Below are 19,662 nucleotides of genomic sequence, written 5' to 3'. Positions count from 1 at the left end.
GGAAATCGAATCGGATGCGCTAGAAATCGTAACGGACGCTGAGGCTATATTGGCGCGGCGGGCCATAGAAGCCAATCAGCGTGCCGACTGCGGGAATGTTGTAGCCAGTGGTGCGGTATTCCTTGTCAGTCAGGTTGGTGCCCTGCAGCGAGAAGGTCCAGGCATCATCCAGCCGCCAGATCACACCGGCATTGACCAGGCCGTAGCCATCCTGCTTGATCACCGGGCTCAGGTCGGTGGTCGGCCACACTTCGCTCTGGTAGCTGTAGCTCACCCGTGCCGACAGGTTGCTGCCATTGGCCAGCTCGGTACGGTACTCCACGTTGAACGCTCCGGAGAATTCCGGCGCATTGGTGAATTTCATCTGCTTGGCCACATTGACGCCACGGTCCATGTACTCGTCGTACTTGGTGTCCAGCCAGGCCAGGTTGCCGGAGATCAGCCAGTGCTGGCTGGGCAGATACTGGTATTCGACTTCCAGGCCCTTGACCGTGCCCGCGCCGGCATTGGTGAAGTCGCCGAAGAAGGAATCGTCGATGCCATCGCCATTGGTATCCAGGCCGGTGAACACCGACAGCTGGATGTCCTTGTACTTGTTGTAGAAGGCCGACAGATTGAGGAACAGGCGCTGGTCGAGGAAGGCCATCTTGCTGCCGACTTCGTAGCTGTCCACGGTCTCGTCGTCGAACGGCTCGGCCGAGCGCGGCACCGCCACGGCGTTGGCGCGGATGTTGTAACCGCCTGACTTGAAGCCACGCGTGGCCAGACCGTAGACCATGATGCCCGGGGTGATCTGGTAGTCCAGCGAGACCTTGGGCGAGACGTTCTTGAAGTTGGTCTTCTTGTCGAAGTCCGCGGTCACCGCCACCGGCCTGCTGAAGCCCGGGTCGGCGTACAGGCGGTTGAGCACGATCGCGCGCTTGTCCTCGTCGGTGTAGCGGGCACCGACATCGAGCTTCAGCTTGCTGGTCAGGTCGAAGGTCCAGTCCGCATACAGCGCGATGCTGTCGGTCAGCACCTTGCCCTGGTTGTCGGCGAACTGGGCGCTGAAGTAGTTGTTCTGGATCTGACCACCGGCCTCGCCACTGAACTGGTACAGGCCGACCACGCCGCGCACGCGGCCGCCGGCGTCGTAGTTCAACTGCACTTCGTTGCTGACCTGGTCGTCGTGATAGGTGCCACCCACGTCGGCCAGCTTGACCGGCGTGGTATCGAAGTCGATGTTGGCTTCGCTGTCCGACTCACGCTTGGCCACCACGTACTTCACTGCGATATCCTCATTCGGCCGCCAGTTCACCGTGGCCGAAGCGCCCTTGGTTTCCACGTTGTTGAGGTTGCGCATGCCCGAGCGGATGTCGTAGCGGCTGTCCATCGGAGGGTAGGCGCGCAGGAATGGATTGGGCGCCAGCATCTTCGAGCCGCGCATGCCGGACTGGTCGTCGATCCAGTCCAGCGCGAACTGCACGTCGAAGTCGTCGCCCGCATACGCGCCGACGTTCAGTCGTGCGGCATTGATCTGCTTGTCGCTGACCGGTTGGCCGTTGAAGGTGTTCTCGCCAAACCCGTCGTGGTTCATGCTGGCCACCGCCACGCGGGCGCGCAGGCCACTGTCGGCACCACCAATCGGGCCGCCGATGGCCGCTTTCGCATCCAGCTGGCTGTAGTTGCCCACGGTGATCTGCGCGAAGCCTTCGGTCTGGGTCGGCAGGCCGCGCGAGATGTACTTGATCGCACCGCCGATGGTGTTCTTGCCATAGAGAGTGCCCTGCGGGCCGCGCAGCACCTCGATGCGCGAGACGTCGAACACGTCCAGCAGCGCGCCCTGCGGGCGTGCGATGTAGACATCATCCAGATAGATGCCCACGCCCGGGTCCGCGCCCCAGGTGGGGTCAGACTGGCCGATGCCGCGGATGTAGGCGGTGACCGTGCTGCTGGCGCCGCGCGCCGCGTAGATGGTCAGGTTCGGCACCTGCGCGTCCAGGTCGCTGATGTCCTGGACATTCATCCTGTCCAGCGCCTCCGAGGTAAAGGCGGTGACTGCCACCGGCACTTCCTGCAGGGTCTCCTCGCGCTTGCGCGCGGTGACCTTGATGCTGTCCAGGTTGGTCGGCGAAGCGGATCTGCCTGCTGTAGGCGCGTCCTGTGCCAGTACCGGCCCCGTGGCCAGCAGCGCGCCGATCATGAGACTCAAACAATTCCGTTTCATTCGGTCCTCCCCCAGGCATGAGCGTGCGGATGGCCCATTGCCACCCCTGGAATCAAGGCTAGCGGTGTCATCGGCCAGCAGCGAGTGGACCTAGGTCCAGTCGGCAGCGGCCCGTGGATGCGGATACTGGGCGCGCCCCCAGCCGGAAGCGGTCCCCGGTACTACTTCATCCACGACTCACGCACGAGGATCTGGCCATGAAATCCGGAATCGATTCGATCAAGGTGGTACTGCTGGTGTTGTGCAGCTGGCTGGCGATGGCGGGTAGCGCTGTTGCCGCTGGCCCGGCCGGGCATTGGGATATCGGCCTGTACGGCAATCTGTTCGGCGCCCGCGAGTACCAGGTGTGGGTGCCGGCCGGCTACGACGACAGCCAGCCGCTGCCGTTGCTGCTGGTGCTGCATGGCTGCGTGACCGGGCCGAACCTGATGGGCGAGGCGTCGGGTTTCAATGATGTGGCCGACACAGAAGGGTTCATCGTGGTTTACCCCCGGCAGAACGTCACCTCCAATCCGGCACGCTGCTGGAACTGGCAGTTGCCGATCAACCAGGCGCGCGACAGCGGCGAGGCTTCGATCCTGGCCGGCATCGTGGACAGGGTGAAGGCGGACTACAGCGTGGATCCGCACCGGGTCTATGTCACCGGCATTTCCGCGGGCGGCGCGATGACCTCGATCATGCTGGCCTGCTATTCGGATGTGTTCGCTGCCGGCGCCATCCACTCCGGTGGCATGTTCAAGGGGGCGACCACGATTTCCGGCAGCGCCTATGCGTTGCTGGCCGGCAGCATCTATTCGCCGGACAGCAATGGCCGTCTGGCCTGGCAGTGCTCGGGCTCGCCGTCGCCGCGACCGCTGCCGGTGCTGGTGTTCCACGGCAGCGCCGATCTCACCGTCAATCCGGTGAACGGCCAGCAGGCCGTGCGCCAGTTCCTGCAGACCAATGATCTGGCCGACGACGGCCTGGACAACGACTCGGTGAAGTACGTGCCGACCAGCACCTATCACGGCCAGGTGCCGGGTGGGCGTGCGTATACAGTGGATACCTACGCCTACGGTGGCAGGACGCTGGTGCAGCACTATGTGGTGCAGGGCATGGGCCATGCGTGGAGCGGCAGCCAGTCCGGTCTGCCGTTCACCGACCCGAAGGGGCCGGATGCCACGCTGATCACCTGGTTGTTCCTGAAGGACTACCAGCGCTGAAGGAAAGGGCAGTCCTTGCCGGTGCGGGAGACACGCGCTCCCGCATCCGTCAACGTGGCTCCTGCGGCCGCTGATCGTCGGCGTCCGATACCTGCTGCCGAGTGCCTCGTTCTGCCAGGAAGCGTTTGGGGGGCGCGCCCACGGTTTTGCGGAACATGGTCACGAACGCCCCGGCACTGTCGTAGCCCAGGTCATCGGCGATGGCCTGCACCGTCCGGCCCTTGGCCAGCAGCGGCAGCGCGACCACCACATGCAGTTGCCGGCGCCAGCGTCTCACGCTCAAGCCGGTTTCGCCGGAGAACAGGCGCGACATGTTGCGCTCGCTCATGCCGATCCGGCTCGCCCAGACCTCAAGCGTTGCTCGTTCGGCTGGCGTGTCCAGCATCGCATTGGCCAGCCGGCGCAACCTTGCATCGGATGGCATGGGTAGATGGAGCCACTCCGGTGGCGCAGCAATCAGCTCATCCAGGAACACGCCCATCAGGCGGTCCTGCGCGCTATCAGGTTCATAGTGCTGGGGAAGGGCGGATGCGCGCACCAGCAGGGCCTGCATGAACGGGGTGATTGCCATCGCAGCGCAGTGCGCCGGCAGTCCCGGGACGGCACCGGGTTCGACGAACACCACGAAGCCATGCGGCCGTCCACTGCTGCTGGCCCGATGGGACAGACCACCGGGAATCCAGATCGCGCCCTGTGGCGGAACCACCCACAGGCCAGCCGCGGTCTCCAGCATGATCAAGCCACGCGTGGCGACCAGCAGCTGTGCCTTCCGATGCGCATGGAAGGGCATTTCCCAGGCATCGGGAATGGGATCGAGCCCAAGCACCATGACCGGAAGATCGACACGGTCCGGATAGTCGGGCCCAACCCCGCTCAGCCCCGCAATCGAAATCTCCACGCTGGTACCTACGCCCCAAAGCCACGCCGGGCAGCACGGTGGCGCTTACTCGTCATCGTGTACCGATCCCGGTTCGCACCTGTGCCAGACATAGATCAGTCCCATCAGGACATGGACGATCGGAGCGTCCTCTCCTGCGGGTTCGGCAGCCCATGGCTGTTCAATCACGTTGGCATCCTCTCTGGTTGAGGATGAGAAGCGTATGGGTCAACCCGACAGGCGTCATTCGACAGTTCCGCCAGGTGATTCACCAATCCGGCCATCCCTGTCGACGTGGCCCCAGGGAAGGGAGGGTTCGGCCCAGGATTACAGCGCCGGGACCGTGATCCTCTGCAGGTCGAGCTTGGCCCTCAGAGCGTAGTGCTTGCGGGTGACCGGAACGACGCAGGTCAGGCGGGGATCGACATAGTCCCTGAACAGCGGCGGCCGCGCAGAAGACAGGTAGAACCCGCGATCCTGCTTGACCGCTGCCGGCAGCAGAACCTCGCTGAGGTCGCTGTCGGAGGCATCGGTGACGAGGCAGGGCGCATGGCGGAACCCGAGCCGGCGCAGCAGGTACAGGCGATGGGAGCCATTGGTCAGCACCAGGCGCTTGCCAAACCGGGTGGCGCTGATCAGGTTGTCACTGAAACCAAGATAGATGACGACGGCGTGGCTGGCCGCGCCGAACGGTTCGTAGTCGGTGATGGCAGCCGGATCGAGGGTCGCCACGTCGAGGAAACGCAGGTCGTTCGAGGTGGACGCGAAGGTGTAGCTGCCATCGGACTGGGTGAAGCGCACTTCCGGATGTGCATGGCTGCCGCTGCGGGCGACAAGCTGCATGACCTCCTGCGCGGTGGGCGAGGCGGTCAGGGATGCCGCCAACTGGTCGATGTGACGCAGGTTGATGCACTCCTGGAAGATCACCAGTCGATCGATATCGACCATCTGCCAACTGCGCGGCAGAACACTCGTCATGCGGTGCATCGAAGGTTGCCGCAGCGCCTGCGCAGCCAGCGGCAGCATCTCATCCGGCAACGCATGGACATTGATGGCATCTGCCTCACCGGCGTCTTCCTGCTGCAGCCTCAGCACCTCGGCACGAGCCGTCCGCCAGTCCTCCACCAGCGCAGCCTCGTCGAAGCGTCCCGGTGGGCAACGCTCCCGTACGAAGCGGATGAACTTCGGCAGGGGAAACATCCCCTTCAGCAGAAGTGTGGGATCCAGCCCGTCATCACTGATCTCGGTGTTCATCCCTCTTGCCTCTCATGGGTCGCATCGACAGCGGGCGGGTGGCGTCATTCGTCACGCCAAAATAATATGTTATATCGTAACATTTCAGTGCCTTGGCGGCAATCGCCCTGCAATGTAGTGGCGATGGTGGCTTGGCTGCTCCGTATCCGATGCAGCGCGGTTCAACGCAATGCGTGGGTACATCCACTGACGATAGGAGATGTTCATGAACGAGCTGATTGAGCTGGGTGTAGTGGCAGGACAGCAGAACCCTGAGGATCAGGGTGTGGGTGGCGAACTGATCGAGCTGGGCTCGGTCGTTTCGGAAACGAAGGCGCACAACCACGGCACGTTGTGGGATGGCGTGTTCCCGACCACGTCGCCCTGATCCACTGCGCAATGTCGCATCTGCGGTGCATGCCCTGCATGCACCGCTTCTCCGGTTCCGGCGCAGGAGCACATGATGGAGCAGACTGTTGCCCCGTACTTCCTCTCAAAGCACGCGCACGTCTGTGTCACCGGCGATGCAATGGTGATACTGGACCAGGCCACGGGAAAGTATCTTTCCCTTGAAAAACGCGGCGCCGCAGGCCTTGGCAATCTCGTTCTCGATTGGCCCCTGCGGTCCGAAGATGCAAGCGCCCCCAGGCTTCTGCAGGCCTTGATCGACCGCCGCCTGATCACTGCGGATCCGCAGCAGGGGAAATCCGCCGCCAGCCCCGCCATTGCGCTGCCACGGCACTGGGTGCGCGAGGGCGAGCCGCGTGGCCGTCCTCCGATCAAGGCGGGCGACCTGCGTCGATTCATTGCCTCGTGCGCCTATGCCGCCTGCAGCAGAACATTCCTTCCTTTCAGTACCACGGTGTCGGCCGTGCGCCGTCGGGCGGATCGCGGCCACAGCAGGCCGGTGAGCGCTGAAGAACTGGCCTTGCGCGTGCGGGTGTTCGACTGGCTTCGACCCCTGGCATTCCGGAAGACCGATGAATGCTTTCTCTACTGCCTGGCGATGCGCGGGTTCCTGTCGAAGTACGGCATCGTTCCTGCCTGGGTGTTCGCGGTCAGAACCCAGCCGTTCGCCGCGCACTGCTGGCTGCAGCACGGCGATCACGTGCTGACCGACATTCCCTTCAACCTGCGCCGGATGGCTCCCATCCTGGTGCTGTAACGAAACCTGCCATGTACCGATACATCGCCGTGCTCTGGAACACCCACTCGGAATCTGCGACGGAGCAGGCGGAACGGATCGTGGAAAGGATCGGTGCCAGGCTGCCCGGCATCGCCTGCGTGTTGAACGACAACGGCGCGGCGATCCACGTGCAGAGCGACAACCACGGCTATTTCGAATGCCGTCGCTCGAATGCGCTGGTGGTACTGGGCAAGCTGTTTCACAAGACGTTCGGCGAAGGCACGGTGCCTGGCTGCGTGAACCTGGATGCGGAAACAGCGGACGGCGCCTGCAGCAGCCAGGGGCGCAGCATCGTCGAACGTTGCTGGGGCCGCTACGTGGCGCTGGGCTTCCAGCAGGAAACATCGAGCTGGTTCGTCCTGCGCGATCCCACTGCGGAGATCCCGTGCTACATGACCACAGTGGGTCAGCTGACGCTGGTCTTCTCGAACATGGAAGACTGCCTGATGCTGGGCCTGCGCGATTTCAGCGTCGACTGGTCCTTCCTGTCGTACTCGCTGCTGTACCCGTTTCGTGATGGCCTGCAGACCGGCTTTCAGGAGGTCACGGCGGTCGAAGCGGGTGAGGCGGTTTCAATCCGTGATGGTGAGCCGGTGGGCCGGTACTGCCCGTGGGACGTGGTGCGGCTTGCCCGCGACCAACCGATCGAGGATCTGGAAGAAGCCGTGTCGCTGGCCCGTACCACGCTGCTGGGATGCATCGGCGCACTGGCCAGCCAGCACCGACGCGTCCAGCTGCAGCTGTCGGGTGGACTGGATTCGTCGATCATCCTGGCCGGCTTGCTGCATGCACCGTCAGCACCGGAGGTGACATGCATCCATCACTACGATGACGGCATTGGCGCCGACGAACGGGTGTTCGCGCGGATGGCGGTGCAGGGGGCTGCTGAATCCTCGGGCAGGCGCTGCGAATTCATCGAGTACCGGCGGCAGCCACACTGCGCGCTGGAAGAGATCATGGCCTTCCCGCGCACGGCCCGGCCGGCGCATTGCTCCGGCTACCTGCTCCATCGCCATGACGTGGACTTCGACGGCAACACCGTGCAGTTCACCGGCGTCGGCGGCGACGCGGTGTTCCTGCGCTTCAAGGGCAACGCCGCTGCGATTGACTACGCCTGGCGACGTGGCATCGACCGGACGTTCTTTCGCGTGGCGTTCGAAACCGCGCAGTCTGGCGATTCTCTGTACGGTGTACTGAGGGATGCAGTCGTGCACGGCCTGCTGAAGCGGCCGGGCATCATCAATGGTCGCTGGGGCAAGCCCTGCCCGTGGGTGCGGGTGGACCTGTCCGAACAGGACGGTCTGCAGCCAGCCTGGTTGCGGCATGCGCAGGCGCAGGGCCATCGCGTATCACCCTACAAGCTGGCCCATATCGGTCGGATGGTATTCCCGACCAGCGTCCTTGATCCCTTCGAAGGCGCCGGCCACTGGCATGGCGTATCGCCGATCAGTGCGCAGCCGCTTGTCGAACTGTTCGCGCGCATTCCGCTGCACCTGCTCATCGCGGATGCGGAAGACCGCACCATCGCGCGGCGTGCAATGAAAGGCCTGTTGCCGGATGCGCTGCTGTCGAGGAAGGTGAAATCCTATCTGGATGATCATTCCGTGGCGGTCACCCAGGGGCACCAGCAGTTCATCAGGAATCTGCTGGTCGATGGAATGCTGGCCAGGCGTGGCTATCTCGACAGCGCGCTGGCCGATGCGGGCATCCAGCAGGTCAGCCCGGACCACTCGTCACAGGTGCTCGGCATCTTCGGCCCGCAGATCAACATAGAAGCGTGGTTACGGCGCTGGTCAGGCCAGCGTGGCGCGCAGGCGGCCGCCGTGGCCTAGGCGCTGCGACTCATCTCTTCCAGATACAGGCTCTCAAGATCGTTCGCGGTGATCGTGCTGGCCGCCAGCGTCCTGCGCAGGCGGCCTGCCCGCATCAGGCCGATCGTGGTCGCCACTTCACGGGCGCGGAACAGATCGTGAGTGGCCATCAGGATCGCTGTGCCGCGATCGCGCTGCCGCACGATCAGCTCGTGGAACTCGGCTGACGCCGTAGGGTCCAGGCCCGAGGTGGGTTCATCCAGCAACAGGGCCCTGGCTTCCTTGACGATGGCCAGTGCGATGCCGACCTTCTGCCGCATGCCCTTGGAATAAAGGCCCACGCGTCGCCCGAATGCGTCGGTCGCCAGCCCGGCCGATCTGAGCGCGTCCTTCAGCCGCGCCGGCGAGCGCTCCTCGACACCGGCCAGGCGGGCGAAGTAGTCCAGGTTCTCGTAGCCGGTCAACTCGTCGTACAGCGCCACGGTCTCGGGGATGTACAGCAGCCGCCGGCGCACCTCCTGCGGCTGCCGGTGCGCACTGAGTCCGTCCACTTCGGCTGCACCGGAGGTGGGTTTCAGAAAGCCAAGGAACAGCTTGATGGTCGTCGACTTCCCGGCGCCGTTCGCGCCCAGCAGGCAGAAGATCTCGCCGGGCTTCACCTCGAAACTGACGTCATCCAGCGCCCGATGTGCACTGTGTTCCATGACCAGGCTTTTTGCAGACAGCATGTGGACGTCTCCTCAGGGCATTTCCAGTCGACTGCGCAGCGCTCCGGCCGCAAGCAGGACAAGCAGGGTGGCGATGATCAAGGCAGCAAGATCGGCCAGGACACCGGGCCGGGCGGTGCCCGCGGGCTCGCGGTACTGGAAGCGGGGCAGTGCGTCGTACTCTTCAAGGGTCTGCGGCGCGTCACGGTCCAGATAGCTCTTGTGCAACAGCCGTCGTGCCTGCCAGAAGTCGTGGACCTGGTGCTGGAAGTCGAGCGCGCGCTCGGCATCCGAGCCCGCGATACGGTCGAGCGCGTCCTGCGTCGCCACGGCCGGCAGTAGCAGCCGCACCCGGTCCAGAGCCTGGCGGTGTGCGGCCTCGGCCTGCGCATGCGAGGCGATCATCTGGGCCAGTTCCTGGTCAGCCGCAACCCGATCGACATAGGCCTGGCGCAGGGTGTCGGGGATGACGGGTGACGGCGAGTCCACTGGCGCCGACGTCGCATGCTCACGCTGCTGGCGCTTGGCGATATCGGACTGCATCGCCTTCACTTCGGTGGCGAACTGCATCTGTGACGGCGGCGGCGCGATCAGGTTCACCGTGGCCAGGGTCAGTGACGGGGCCATGACCACGATCAGCAGCCACAATGCACCGCCGGCGATGGCCGCCTCGGTGGTGCGCCGGGCAACGCAGCCGATCAGCAGTGCCAGGGCCAGCCAGAAGGCGCCATAGAGGAGGACGGTCAGTGCCAGCATGGCCAGGCCTGCAGGACTGCGCGCGCCGGCCCCGATCGCCACCGCCAAGATGATGACCAGTGCGGGCAGCAGCACCACCAGCCCACGCGCCAGTGCCTTGACCATCAACAGCCGTGTTGCCGACACCGGCTGTGACAGCACCAGCGCTGCGATACCGCGCTCGCGCTCACGTGACCACAGATCATGGGTGGCCACGAGAATGACCAGTGGCAACAGGAAGACGATCACGAAGGCCAGGTCGAACCGTCCCGCAGCCCGTGCCGCAGGATTGCCGATGTCGGCCCAGACGTGCTTGAGCAGCTGGGTCGGATCACCCAGCGCAACCACATCGGCGGTGTAGGGATAGGCATCTGCCTGGCCGATCGACAACGGTGCCATGGTGCTGGGCGCAAGCACCGGTTGGGCGCGGGGCAGCACCGAGGGCGCCTTGCCGACGAATGCCCGGCTGCGTTCCTTCGTCTGCTGTTCTTCCTGCTTTATCAAGGCAATGGCCGCCTCGCGCTGGTCCACCCATGCGCGACCGTTCCACGCGGCGTAGGCGCCCAACGCGAGCAGCAGGACAAGCAGCACCGGCAGCGCTCGATCACGCAGCAGTCGGCGGATCTCGTAGCGGGCAATCGAAACGCCGCTCATGGCGATCTCCCCAGCTTCCGCACAGAGATGAGTACCACCACGCTGCCCAGCATCAGCCAGGCCAGCAGAATGACGAAATTCCCGCGCTGCGCGACAGCAGTGTCGGCCAGGGTCTGTTGCGGCGCCCGGTACTGCACTGAACGGGTGATGCCGGCGATGTCGGCGACATGCTTTCCGCCCTGCGGTGCCTTGTGCAGCTTCACTTCCTGGTTGAGTGCCTGGATCAACCGATAGCGGTAGTCCTCCACGCCACGCAGGAACGCCAGATGCGCCGGGAAATCCGTGCCAGCGAAGGCGCGCGACCAGGACTGCAGCGCCAGTGTCGGCGAGACAAGGCCGAACAGGCGCTGGGTCGCGTCCTGCTGCTGGTAGGTGGCATGCAGGCGATCGAAGTGACGGTTGTAGACGCGCGTCGAGTTGGCCTCGGCAAACTCCAGGGCCACGCCGCGGAAGTTCAGCGGGAGGTCGTCCACGTTGTCGACCCGGTAGCGCGCCATCAACGTGGCACGCAGAGCATCGAGGCGCTTGTCGGCCGGATCGTGGCCATCCACGCCGTTCTCCGCTTCCTCGGTCACGCCGGCCCTGAACGACGGTGCCGAGGGAGTCGGGTACAGCGACTCGGCGATGGCAGGCGCCACTCTCGGCACCAGCAGCGTGGACACCACCCAGAAGCCCAGCAGCACGACCAGTGACGTCCGTGCGGAGCCTGCAAGCGCCGAGACCCCCACGGTCAGTGCGCAGAACACCAGCAGATAGAGCACGTAGGCGGCAGCCAGTGCGAGCAGGGCGGCGAGATCCGCGGCGCCGCCGTACTGGACGGACAGGCCCGGAAGACTGATCAGCAGCATGGTCAGCACCAGCAGCAGCGAGGCGGTCGCCAGGGCAATCAAGCGCCCGCTGATCAGCACGCCGGCCGAGGCACCGGTGCCGAGCTCCTGGCGCAGCGTCTCGCGGGCAGTATCGCCAGACAGTGTGGCGAACCCTGCCAGGATGATCAGCAGCGGCGCCACGACCTGCAGCGCCCACGCCGCAGAGAAACCCTGGAAGCGGCTGAGCGCGGTACCGGCATCCACGGCGCGGTGCCGGGCCGGATTCTGTGCGTGGCCCTCGATGAACACCGAGGTTCCCAGGAAATCCGTCAGACCCGGGTCCAGCGCAGCCAGTGGCCTCACTGGGGCAGGAATGGCGCGCCCAACATGCGCGGCGCTGTGCGGGTCGATCGTACCCTGGCTGTCCCACAACCGCGCCTCTTCCGCGCTCAACGCCTGGCGCTCCTGCGCCTGCAGGGTCAGGCGTGCGGCACCACTGAGTACAGACGCCCCTGCAATCAGCAACAGGGCCAGGGCGAGCCACAGCACGCGCCGCTCGCGCCACATCAGCGTGAGCTGGGTTGCCGCGACAGCGAGAGCCTGCTGGATGGCCATGACGGACCGCGACAGGGCAGGGGTGTCGGCACGCATGCGCAGGCCTACCAGCGGTGCGTCAGCGTCATGGACAGGAAACGACCCAGCGCTGTTGCATTGGTGGGGTCATAGCCGGTGTTGATGCTGTTGACGATGAACGGCGGATCCCGGTCGAACAGGTTCTGCACGTTGAACGCAAGCAATGTGCCACGCTGCGGATCTGCCGATGGGCCGAAGTGATAGGCGAGATTCAGATCGACAGTCGTCCAGGAGCTGACGTGCGGCCGGGCGACATTGGCAGGGTCGCGATAACTGTCCACGTAGTTCACGAAGAGCCCGCCCGCTGCCTGCTGCCGGCTGACTGTGATGCCGCCGCGCATCTTGAGATCCACGGGGTAGTACACCGCGTTCACCGCATCCACCTCGGGCGAGGTACTGGTCACGCGCCGCTTCGATTCGATGATGTACTGCCCGGCCAGGTTCATCGCGATGTGGGCCTGGCCGGCGTCTAAGCCATAGGATCCACTGAAATCGACACCACGCTGCCGGGTAAAGGCATTGTTGCGGAAGCGGTTGTCCAGGATCACCTGGCTGCTGGTTTCATCCATTCCAGCCGGCAGCGCGTACGGCCCCACGCGCGAGACAAACAGCCCCAGGCCCGAGATGCCCAGCTGGCGCGCCTGCTGGATCTGCTGTTGCGTGGGATTGGTGGTCAGGATGTCTGCGTAAGGTGCGGTGGACTGCTGGAACAGCGACGGGAAGCTGCCGCCGAAACCACTGCCGATGCGGTCGGCGTATTCGATGTGGTAGTAGTTCGCGTCGATCTTGAGGCCGGGCACCGACGGTGGCGCGAACGAGAAACCACCGGTCCAGGTCTTGGCACGCTCAGGGCCCAGATCCGGGTTGCCGTTGGACAGCATCATCAGGATGGTGTTGCCACCAGGGGCGCCCGGATTGGGAACGTTCGCCACCACCACGGTGTTGTTCAACTGCATGTCCTGGTACACCGGCGCCCGGTAGGAACGGCCATAGCTGGTGCGGAACGAAAGCCCCTGGGTCGCCTCCCACAGCAGGCCGAACTTGGGATTCAGCGTGGAACCGAAATCGCTATAGTCGTCATAGCGCGCTGCGGCGGTCAGTGACAGGCTGCGCACGCCCGGCAGGTCCTTCAGCAACGGAACGTTGAGCTCGGCAAAGGCGGACCTCACGGTGCGCTGCAGGTCGAGGGGCTTTTCCAGGCCGCGGTGATCGATCAGTTCGTAGCCGTCGCGGCGGTAGCCCGCGCCGAATGCCGCGCGGACCCCACCGGCGGGCAGGCTGAACAGCTCGCCATCGGCGACCAGGTCCAGGTAGCGGGATTCGGAGTTCGTATCAGTCGGTGGTGCCGTACTGGCCGAACTGCCTGTGATGGTGGTGCGCTGGTAGGAAACATCGCTCTTGCCGAACCCGGAATCCAGGCGCGCCTGCCACCCGCGCGGAAGATCCAGGGTGAGTCCGGCGAACAGGTCGAACTGGCGCGTGTGCGGGAACAGCCGGGTTTCGTCGGCCGTGCCGGAAATGGTGGTGTCCATCTCGCGCTTGGCGAACGAGCCGGTCACGTTCAGGGTCAGCACATCGCTGAGCTGCTGCACGCCGTCCACATACAGGCTGTGGCGCTTGGATCCCGGGTAGAGGTCGTACGGTTTGACCCGCACGTTCTTCGAAAAATCCTTGTCCACTGCCGGCAGGTTGCTCTGCTTGAGGAACTCATAGCTGGCCAGCACGTGACCTCCATTCCATGACCAGCCTGCCGACTGCGATGCCTGGTACTCCTCCATGCTGCCGGCGGTGACGGCGCCGTAGCGCACAGCAGTCTCGTACCCGGTGAAGTCGCGGCGCAGGATGATGTTGACCACGCCGCCGACCGCATCGGTACCGTAGATGGCCGAGGCACCATCGGTGAGGATCTCCACGCGCTCCACCGCACTCAGCGGTATCAACGAGACATCCACGTACTGGTAGCGGTTCGACGAGGTCACGCGGTGGCCGTTGATCAGGGTCAACGTGGTGCCGGTTCCCAGACCGCGCAGGTTGATGGCGGTGCCCTGGCCGAAGTTGTTGCCGGTATCGCGGTCGACACCAAGGTTGGCGACGTTGGCACCATTGGCGCCACCGCCGAAGTTCTGTGGCAGCTTTTCGAACAGCTGCTGCACGGTGGCCACGCCAGTACGGTCGATGGCCTCCTTGTCGATCACGATGACCGGCGATGCACCGCCGCCAACGGCATCGCGGATGTTGCTGCCGACCACCAGCACCTTGTCCAGGGTGGCGGTCCGCGCCTCGGGCGATGTGCCTGGCGCTTGCGAGCCACGGTCATTGTCGTGGTTCTGGGCCAGTGCGGGCAGGCTGGCCAGCAAGGCTGCGGCGATGCTGATCGCCAGGCGCGCGCGCGCCATGGCAGTGGATGCGTTCGTCATTCCCCGGTCCATCGATCTCATTGGAGTGTGGCCTGCGGCAGGGTCACGCCGCCTCTGAATGGCGATGTTATATCATATCATTCAAGTGAGCGACGGAGAGGGGCCGAGCCCATGCTGGAACGAGGCCGATGATGAAGAACGCCGTTCCGCCCCCTGTGGCGGAAATCCTGGGCGCGTACTGGAAGACGGATCGTCGGCTGTTGCTGCTGATCGCCGGCAGTGTCGTGCTGTCCAGCCTGGCGAGTGTTGCGGCGCCCTATCTCTTCTCGCGCTTGATCGACCGCCTGCCCAGCGATGGGGTCGACGCTCTGGCAGGCGGCTTCCTTCTGTACGCCGTCATGCTCGGCGCAGGCAGCGTCCTGCAGAACACCGTGCAGTACCTGTCGTTCCTCAGCGGCGAGAACCTCGGCTTCATCACCAGCACCCGCTACTTCGCCCGCCTGCTGAAGAAGACCAACAGTTTCTTCCTGGATCACAATGCAGCCGAGCTGCAGGTGGCAGGGGAGAAAGGCCGTGGCGCGCTGAAGATCGTGGTGCAGCTGGGGCTGGTGGCCTTCATACCCAGCGCACTGCAGATTGTGCTGACCCTGGTCACGCTGGGCGCGCTGATCAACCTGCAGGTGGTGCTGATCGTGCTGGTCTACGGCACGGTGGCTGTCACCGTTTCCGCGATTGCCACCCGGCGTGCCCGGATCCATCGCGAAGCCGCGGTCGAGGCCGGGCAGCAGAACGCCCGCTTCGTTGGCAATGCCATGAACGCCATGGAGACGCTGCGGCAGTTCGGCGGCAGCACCTGGATGGTGCAGCGCTTCGAGCAGAAGGCCCAGAGCGTGCGCGACAGTTGGCGTGCCTATGTACTGCAGCGCATCGGTTTCATCGCGCTGCTGGGCATCGGCCTGGCGGTCGAGTTCGTTGTCACTTTCCACCTGTTGCTGCCGCGCTACCAGAGCGGTGCACTCAGCATCGGCGACATCGTCCTGTTCAATCTGCTGCTGCTGCAGCTCAACATGCCATTCGAGATGATCGCCCGTTCGATCGACGACGTCGCGCGCTCCTGGAGCATGATGGGCCCGCTTTCAACCCTCTGGGCCGCGCCGGAGGAGCAGCAGGTGGCCGATGCCCAGCGCTTCGCCGGGGCAAGTGGCCATCTGGAGTTCCAGCAGGTCAGCCATCGCTATGGCAACGGGCGTGGGGTGAGCAACGTATCCTTCAAAGCGGAGCGGGGCAGCATCAACTTCCTGATGGGACCGACCGGGGCAGGGAAGTCGACGCTGCTCAAGCTGGCCCTGAAGTCGATCGATCCCCAGCATGGCCGGATCCTGGTCGATGGTGTTGACCTGTCCCGGATCGACCGTGCTGCGTGGCATGCTGCTGTCGCGGTGGTTCCGCAGGATGTCATCCTGCTCAACGAAAGCCTGGCCGACAACATCCTGCTCGGGCGTGCGCGCGATGACCACCGGCTGCGGCATGCCGCAGGCAAGGCTGCGATCCTGCCGTTGATCGAGGCACTGCCCGAGGGGCTTGAAACCACGGTGGGCGAGCGCGGCCTGAAGCTGTCCGGGGGTGAACGCCAGCGCATCGCGATAGCCCGTGCACTGTATGGCGAACCGGCCATCCTGTTCCTGGACGAGGCCAGCTCTGCGCTGGATGAGGCCACCGAACGCGAGATCATGGGCCATATCCGCGCACTTGCGAACGATGTAACCGTGGTGGCCATCACCCATCGGCGCAGCATCGTGAGCCCGACTGACCGGGTGATTGAGCTGGAGAGTGATCGCTGAGCGGCTTGGTCATGGCGGCCGAACCGCGCCAGATCAGAGCAGCAACAGTGCTCCGATCAGCGCAGGCGGCATCACCAGCACACCGACGCGCAGGAAGTCGAGCGCGCTGACATGCTCGCCCTCGCGGCGCAGCGCCACCAGCCACAGCATCGTGGCCAGCGAGCCGGTTACAGACAGGTTCGGCCCCAGGTCCACGCCCACCAGCAGCGCGGCGCGGGTCTGCGCCGGCAGGTCGGCCATCTGGCCCAGCGAGCCTGCGGCCAAGCCGACCGGCAGATTATTGGCCACGTTGCTCAGCAGTGCGGCCACACCACCGGCCAGCCAGCTGGCCTGGTGTGGGGAGGCTTGCGCTACGGCCTGCAGCGCGCTGGCTGCAGTCTGGATGGCGCCGGTCTGGGCAACCGCTTCCACCAGTACGAACAGGCCGGCCACCAGCGGCAGTACGCCCCAGGACACGTGGCGCAGCAGCGGCAGCGGGCTGCAGCGCTGACGGATTGCCACCACTGCCACACTCAGCGTGCCTGCGCAGAACGTGGCCAATCCGAGCGGGCCGTTCAGTGCGGACGTCACCAGCAGCACGGTGCCGGTGAACAACACGCCCAGCGCGCTCAGCCGGCCACCTTCGGTCAGCGGGCGATGTTCCGGCGCCGTCACCAATGGCTGGGCGATCTCGCGTCGATGCACCCAGCGCAGCACCAGGTACGTGGCGCCGATCGCGGCCAGTGATGGCAGCGCGAATTGTGCCAGCCACTGCATCAAGGGGGGCATATGCTGGCCGTACACCACCAGGTTGGCCGGGTTGGAAATGGGCAGCACGAAGCTGGCCGCATTGGCGATGAACGCACAGACGAACAGATAGGGCAGGGGGTTGGCGCGGGCGGCCTTGCAGGCGGCGTAGACCGCTGGGGTCAGCACCACCGCCGTGGCATCGTTGGAAAGGAACACGGTCACCAGCGTGCCAACCAGGAACACCAGGTCGAACAGGCGTCGTCCCGAGCCACCCGCATGACGGACCGCGTACAACGCCAGCCAGTCGAACAGGCCTTCGCGCCGGGCCAGCTCGGCCAGTACCATCATGCCGACCAGGAACAGATAGACATCGCGCCCCTCGGCCACCGCGTGCCAGGTCGTGCCGAATGACACCGCTCCCAGCAGGAGAAGCAGAATGGCGGCCCCCAGCGCCCACACATACTCCGGAATGCGGAACGGGCGGAACAGCAGGCCGACGGTCGCCACGGCCACGGCCATCCAGATGAGGAAAGAGGAGTAGGAAGCGAGCATCGGGCGGGGTGTCTCAGCGGCGCCGACGCATACCTCAACGGCACGCGCCCGCGGCAATCACGGCAGTTCGGGAGGAGGCGGCATCATACTCCGTGAGCCGCACCCGAAACGTCGCGCCGAGCCCTTGCTCGGCTGCTTGCCCCGCGCCTCTGGCGCGCACGCTCCGCGAACGTTTTCTTCGGGCGTTCTTCACCACCGCCCCGCATAGAGTGGGAGCCACTCAAGGCGTTGCGGCGGCATCAACGATGTTCGAATATCAGGACTGGACCTTCAACGCCAACGGTCGAACGTTGGTGGCCCGGGTGGAACTGGATGGCGACGGCGGCGGTACCATCAACCGCTACCGGTTGACCCCCGGGCCCGCACAGTCCGGACTGTGCATCAAGGTGGCCTCGCAGGCAGAAGCCGCCAAGAGGCTCGAAACCGAGGTGGAGAAGCTGCTCGGCCCAGAGTGGTGAACGGGGCTTCGCTGCGAGGGAAGCCTTGTGACGTTGTCACCGCCAACCCGCAATCTCAGCCCGTGCGACGGCTGATCGTATTCTTCTGGCCATGCACTCCACCGCCAGCCCTCCCGATTTCATGACGGACACCCGCGCCTCCGGCTGGGTGCAGAACGGTGAGCGCTGGAACCTGTGGTGGAACGGCCGCTGCGTGGCCAGCATCGTGCCGCATGCCGTGTTCGGCGTCCGCTTGTTCCTGGATGCGCGGAAAACGTCCGAGACAAAGGTGGTGGCTGCCGTGAATGCGGGGCAGGCCAAGCGCTACGCCGAGCGCTGGTGTGCCGCCCGGCTCTGCCCGCAGTTGCGGCTGCGCGATGCGGTGGCGCGGCTGGTAGATACCGGTACTCCATCACCTCCGGCGCCCACGCGGGAACAGCGGCAGCAGGCCCGCCGCCTGGCCGAGGCCGGGTCGCGCGAGATGGGGCGGATCAAGGAGGCGTTGGCGCCGCGGCGCTCAGAGATGCTGGCCAAGCATGAGGTGCCGGGGCGGGGTGGAGCCTGGTCGAGACCAGGCCAGGCTCCGTCAACCCGACGGCCGGAAGAGAGTGCGTTCCCGGCCAAGGCTACGCCGAAAGTTCTTCCCGCACGATCCTGGCCCCTTCGCTGAGTGCACGCAGCTTGCCCCGTGCCACGTCACGGGCCAGTGGCGCCATGCCGCAGTTGGTGCTCGGGTAGAGCTTGTCGGCATCCACGAACTGCAGCGCCTTGCGCAGGGTGCTGGCCACTTCCTCAGCCGTTTCCACCGTGCTGGAGGCCACGTCGATGGCGCCCACCATCACCTTCTTGCCGCGCACCAGCTCGATCAGATCGATCGGCACGTGCGAGTTGTGGCATTCCAGCGAGATGATGTCGAGGTTGGAGGTCTGCAGCTTCGGGAACGACTCTTCGTACTGGCGCCATTCCGAGCCCAGCGTCTGCTTCCAGTCGGTGTTGGCCTTGATGCCGTAGCCGTAGCAGATGTGCACGGCGGTCTCGCACTTCAGTCCTTCGATCGCACGCTCCAGTGCGGCCACGCCCCAGTCGTTCACTTCGTCGAAGAACACGTTGAAGGCGGGCTCGTCGAACTGGATGATGTCCACGCCGGCGGCTTCCAGCTCCTTGGCTTCCTCGTTGAGGATCTTCGCGAATTCCCAGGCCAGCTTCTCACGGCTCTTGTAGTGCGCGTCGTACAGGGTGTCGATCATGGTCATCGGGCCGGGCAGGGCCCACTTGATCGGCTGCGTGGTCTGCCGCCGCAGGAACTTCGCATCCTCCACGAACACCGGTTTCGGACGGCTCACGGCGCCGACCACGGTCGGTACGCTGGCATCGTAGCGATTGCGGATGCGCACGGTTTCGCGCTTCTCGAAATCAACGCCGTTGAGGTGTTCGATGAAGGTGGTGACGAAGTGCTGCCGGGTCTGCTCACCGTCGCTGACGATATCGATGCCGGCGTGCTGCTGTTCCTGCAGGGACAGGCGCAGCGCGTCCTGCTTGCCTTCGGTCAGGCCTTCATCGTGCAGTTTCCAGGGCGACCAGAGCTTTTCGGGCTCTGCCAGCCAGGAGGGCTTGGGCAGGCTGCCGGCGGTGGAGGTGGGGAGCAGTTTCTTCGTCGACATTGCGTTCTGTTTCCTGGGGCGAATGGAAATCG

Annotated in this window: 16 protein-coding genes; 7 read left to right on the top strand and 9 right to left on the bottom strand. The window is 64.9% G+C overall.

The genetic code is table 11. From position 1 onward, the window contains the following. Positions 1 to 19: 19 nt before the first annotated feature. Complete coding sequence (locus ACJ7C5_RS07075; protein WP_412703540.1) at positions 20 to 2,182, bottom strand: TonB-dependent receptor; 2,163 nt, start codon at positions 2,180 to 2,182, stop codon at positions 20 to 22. 221 nt (positions 2,183 to 2,403) lie between these two features. Between ACJ7C5_RS07075 and ACJ7C5_RS07070 the strand changes: the two genes are divergently transcribed. Then, positions 2,404 to 3,408, top strand: a complete 1,005-nt coding sequence (locus ACJ7C5_RS07070; protein ID WP_125426164.1) for an extracellular catalytic domain type 1 short-chain-length polyhydroxyalkanoate depolymerase — start codon at positions 2,404 to 2,406, stop codon at positions 3,406 to 3,408. Positions 3,409 to 3,457: 49 nt separating this feature from the next. Here ACJ7C5_RS07070 and ACJ7C5_RS07065 read toward each other — a convergent pair whose 3' ends face one another. Both ACJ7C5_RS07065 and ACJ7C5_RS07060 read right to left on the bottom strand, forming a co-directional pair. Beyond that, on the bottom strand, positions 3,458 to 4,306 hold the full coding sequence (locus tag ACJ7C5_RS07065) for an AraC family transcriptional regulator (RefSeq protein ID WP_412703463.1): 849 nt from the start codon (positions 4,304 to 4,306) through the stop codon (positions 3,458 to 3,460). Positions 4,307 to 4,612: 306 nt separating this feature from the next. Beyond that, complete coding sequence (locus ACJ7C5_RS07060) at positions 4,613 to 5,539, bottom strand: hypothetical protein (protein WP_412703462.1); 927 nt, start codon at positions 5,537 to 5,539, stop codon at positions 4,613 to 4,615. Positions 5,540 to 5,744: 205 nt separating this feature from the next. Here ACJ7C5_RS07060 and ACJ7C5_RS07055 point away from each other — a divergent pair, with 205 nt between their 5' ends. From ACJ7C5_RS07055 to ACJ7C5_RS07045, 3 genes are all read left to right on the top strand, one after another. Continuing rightward, positions 5,745 to 5,906: a hypothetical protein gene (locus tag ACJ7C5_RS07055; RefSeq protein WP_012511114.1), complete on the top strand. Its 162-nt coding sequence runs from the start codon at positions 5,745 to 5,747 to the stop codon at positions 5,904 to 5,906. A 75-nt stretch (positions 5,907 to 5,981) separates the two neighbouring features. Then, positions 5,982 to 6,683 (top strand): lasso peptide biosynthesis B2 protein, encoded by a 702-nt coding sequence (locus ACJ7C5_RS07050; RefSeq protein WP_412703461.1) that lies wholly within the window; start codon positions 5,982 to 5,984, stop codon positions 6,681 to 6,683. 11 nt (positions 6,684 to 6,694) lie between these two features. Further along, positions 6,695 to 8,536: an asparagine synthase-related protein gene (locus tag ACJ7C5_RS07045; RefSeq protein WP_412703460.1), complete on the top strand. Its 1,842-nt coding sequence runs from the start codon at positions 6,695 to 6,697 to the stop codon at positions 8,534 to 8,536. On the opposite strand, the gene ACJ7C5_RS07040 is transcribed toward ACJ7C5_RS07045, so the two are convergent. Genes ACJ7C5_RS07040 through ACJ7C5_RS07025 form a run of 4 tightly spaced genes read right to left on the bottom strand, consistent with a single transcriptional unit; the run spans position 8,533 to position 14,470 of the window. Continuing rightward, entirely contained in the window at positions 8,533 to 9,243 is a 711-nt protein-coding gene (locus ACJ7C5_RS07040; RefSeq protein ID WP_412703459.1) for an ABC transporter ATP-binding protein, read from the bottom strand. The two genes, ACJ7C5_RS07045 and ACJ7C5_RS07040, sit on opposite strands and share 4 nt — an antisense overlap. 12 nt (positions 9,244 to 9,255) lie before the next feature. Next, entirely contained in the window at positions 9,256 to 10,611 is a 1,356-nt protein-coding gene (locus ACJ7C5_RS07035) for an ABC transporter permease subunit (RefSeq protein ID WP_412703458.1), read from the bottom strand. Further along, positions 10,608 to 12,071, bottom strand: a complete 1,464-nt coding sequence (locus ACJ7C5_RS07030; protein ID WP_412703457.1) for a DUF3526 domain-containing protein — start codon at positions 12,069 to 12,071, stop codon at positions 10,608 to 10,610. Before ACJ7C5_RS07030 ends, ACJ7C5_RS07035 begins: the two co-directional genes overlap by 4 nt. An 8-nt stretch (positions 12,072 to 12,079) precedes the next feature. Next, complete coding sequence (locus tag ACJ7C5_RS07025) at positions 12,080 to 14,470, bottom strand: TonB-dependent receptor plug domain-containing protein (protein ID WP_412703456.1); 2,391 nt, start codon at positions 14,468 to 14,470, stop codon at positions 12,080 to 12,082. A gap of 131 nt (positions 14,471 to 14,601) precedes the next feature. Here ACJ7C5_RS07025 and ACJ7C5_RS07020 point away from each other — a divergent pair, with 131 nt between their 5' ends. Then, entirely contained in the window at positions 14,602 to 16,251 is a 1,650-nt protein-coding gene (locus ACJ7C5_RS07020; RefSeq protein WP_255253383.1) for an ABC transporter ATP-binding protein, read from the top strand. A 33-nt stretch (positions 16,252 to 16,284) separates the two neighbouring features. Here the strand turns inward: ACJ7C5_RS07020 and ACJ7C5_RS07015 are convergent, their stop codons facing one another. Continuing rightward, positions 16,285 to 17,532 carry an arsenic transporter gene (locus ACJ7C5_RS07015; RefSeq protein ID WP_412703455.1) on the bottom strand — a complete coding sequence of 416 codons (1,248 nt, stop codon included), beginning with the start codon at positions 17,530 to 17,532 and terminating at the stop codon, positions 16,285 to 16,287. 245 nt (positions 17,533 to 17,777) lie between these two features. Here ACJ7C5_RS07015 and ACJ7C5_RS07010 point away from each other — a divergent pair, with 245 nt between their 5' ends. Continuing rightward, positions 17,778 to 17,990, top strand: a complete 213-nt coding sequence (locus ACJ7C5_RS07010) for a hypothetical protein (RefSeq protein WP_088026017.1) — start codon at positions 17,778 to 17,780, stop codon at positions 17,988 to 17,990. A gap of 91 nt (positions 17,991 to 18,081) precedes the next feature. Continuing rightward, positions 18,082 to 18,639, top strand: coding sequence for a hypothetical protein (locus ACJ7C5_RS07005; protein ID WP_412703454.1), 558 nt, complete (start codon positions 18,082 to 18,084; stop codon positions 18,637 to 18,639). Here the strand turns inward: ACJ7C5_RS07005 and ACJ7C5_RS07000 are convergent. Then, positions 18,596 to 19,630, bottom strand: a complete 1,035-nt coding sequence (locus ACJ7C5_RS07000; RefSeq protein WP_094001511.1) for a methionine synthase — start codon at positions 19,628 to 19,630, stop codon at positions 18,596 to 18,598. The genes ACJ7C5_RS07005 and ACJ7C5_RS07000 overlap by 44 nt on opposite strands. Positions 19,631 to 19,662 lie beyond the last annotated feature (32 nt).

The organism is Nocardiopsis yanglingensis, from assembly GCF_045809185.1.
GTDB classification, from domain to species: Bacteria; Pseudomonadota; Gammaproteobacteria; order Xanthomonadales; family Xanthomonadaceae; genus Stenotrophomonas; species Stenotrophomonas yanglingensis.
Note: the sequence above shows the minus strand (reverse complement) of the source record. Positions and strands in the feature narration are given on the sequence as shown.

Excerpts from the sequence above, each read along its gene's own strand:
- ACJ7C5_RS07075 (WP_412703540.1), bottom strand. The coding sequence starts at position 2,182 with ATGATCGGCGCGCTGCTGGCCACGGGGCCGGTACTGGCACAGGACGCG.
- ACJ7C5_RS07070 (WP_125426164.1), top strand. The coding sequence starts at position 2,404 with ATGAAATCCGGAATCGATTCGATCAAGGTGGTACTGCTGGTGTTGTGC.
- ACJ7C5_RS07060 (WP_412703462.1), bottom strand. The coding sequence starts at position 5,539 with ATGAACACCGAGATCAGTGATGACGGGCTGGATCCCACACTTCTGCTG.
- ACJ7C5_RS07055 (WP_012511114.1), top strand. The coding sequence starts at position 5,745 with ATGAACGAGCTGATTGAGCTGGGTGTAGTGGCAGGACAGCAGAACCCT.
- ACJ7C5_RS07050 (WP_412703461.1), top strand. The coding sequence starts at position 5,982 with ATGGAGCAGACTGTTGCCCCGTACTTCCTCTCAAAGCACGCGCACGTC.
- ACJ7C5_RS07045 (WP_412703460.1), top strand. The coding sequence starts at position 6,695 with ATGTACCGATACATCGCCGTGCTCTGGAACACCCACTCGGAATCTGCG.
- ACJ7C5_RS07040 (WP_412703459.1), bottom strand. The coding sequence starts at position 9,243 with ATGCTGTCTGCAAAAAGCCTGGTCATGGAACACAGTGCACATCGGGCG.
- ACJ7C5_RS07035 (WP_412703458.1), bottom strand. The coding sequence starts at position 10,611 with ATGAGCGGCGTTTCGATTGCCCGCTACGAGATCCGCCGACTGCTGCGT.
- ACJ7C5_RS07030 (WP_412703457.1), bottom strand. The coding sequence starts at position 12,071 with ATGCGTGCCGACACCCCTGCCCTGTCGCGGTCCGTCATGGCCATCCAG.
- ACJ7C5_RS07025 (WP_412703456.1), bottom strand. The coding sequence starts at position 14,470 with ATGACGAACGCATCCACTGCCATGGCGCGCGCGCGCCTGGCGATCAGC.
- ACJ7C5_RS07020 (WP_255253383.1), top strand. The coding sequence starts at position 14,602 with ATGAAGAACGCCGTTCCGCCCCCTGTGGCGGAAATCCTGGGCGCGTAC.
- ACJ7C5_RS07015 (WP_412703455.1), bottom strand. The coding sequence starts at position 17,532 with ATGCTCGCTTCCTACTCCTCTTTCCTCATCTGGATGGCCGTGGCCGTG.
- ACJ7C5_RS07010 (WP_088026017.1), top strand. The coding sequence starts at position 17,778 with ATGTTCGAATATCAGGACTGGACCTTCAACGCCAACGGTCGAACGTTG.
- ACJ7C5_RS07005 (WP_412703454.1), top strand. The coding sequence starts at position 18,082 with ATGCACTCCACCGCCAGCCCTCCCGATTTCATGACGGACACCCGCGCC.
- ACJ7C5_RS07000 (WP_094001511.1), bottom strand. The coding sequence starts at position 19,630 with ATGTCGACGAAGAAACTGCTCCCCACCTCCACCGCCGGCAGCCTGCCC.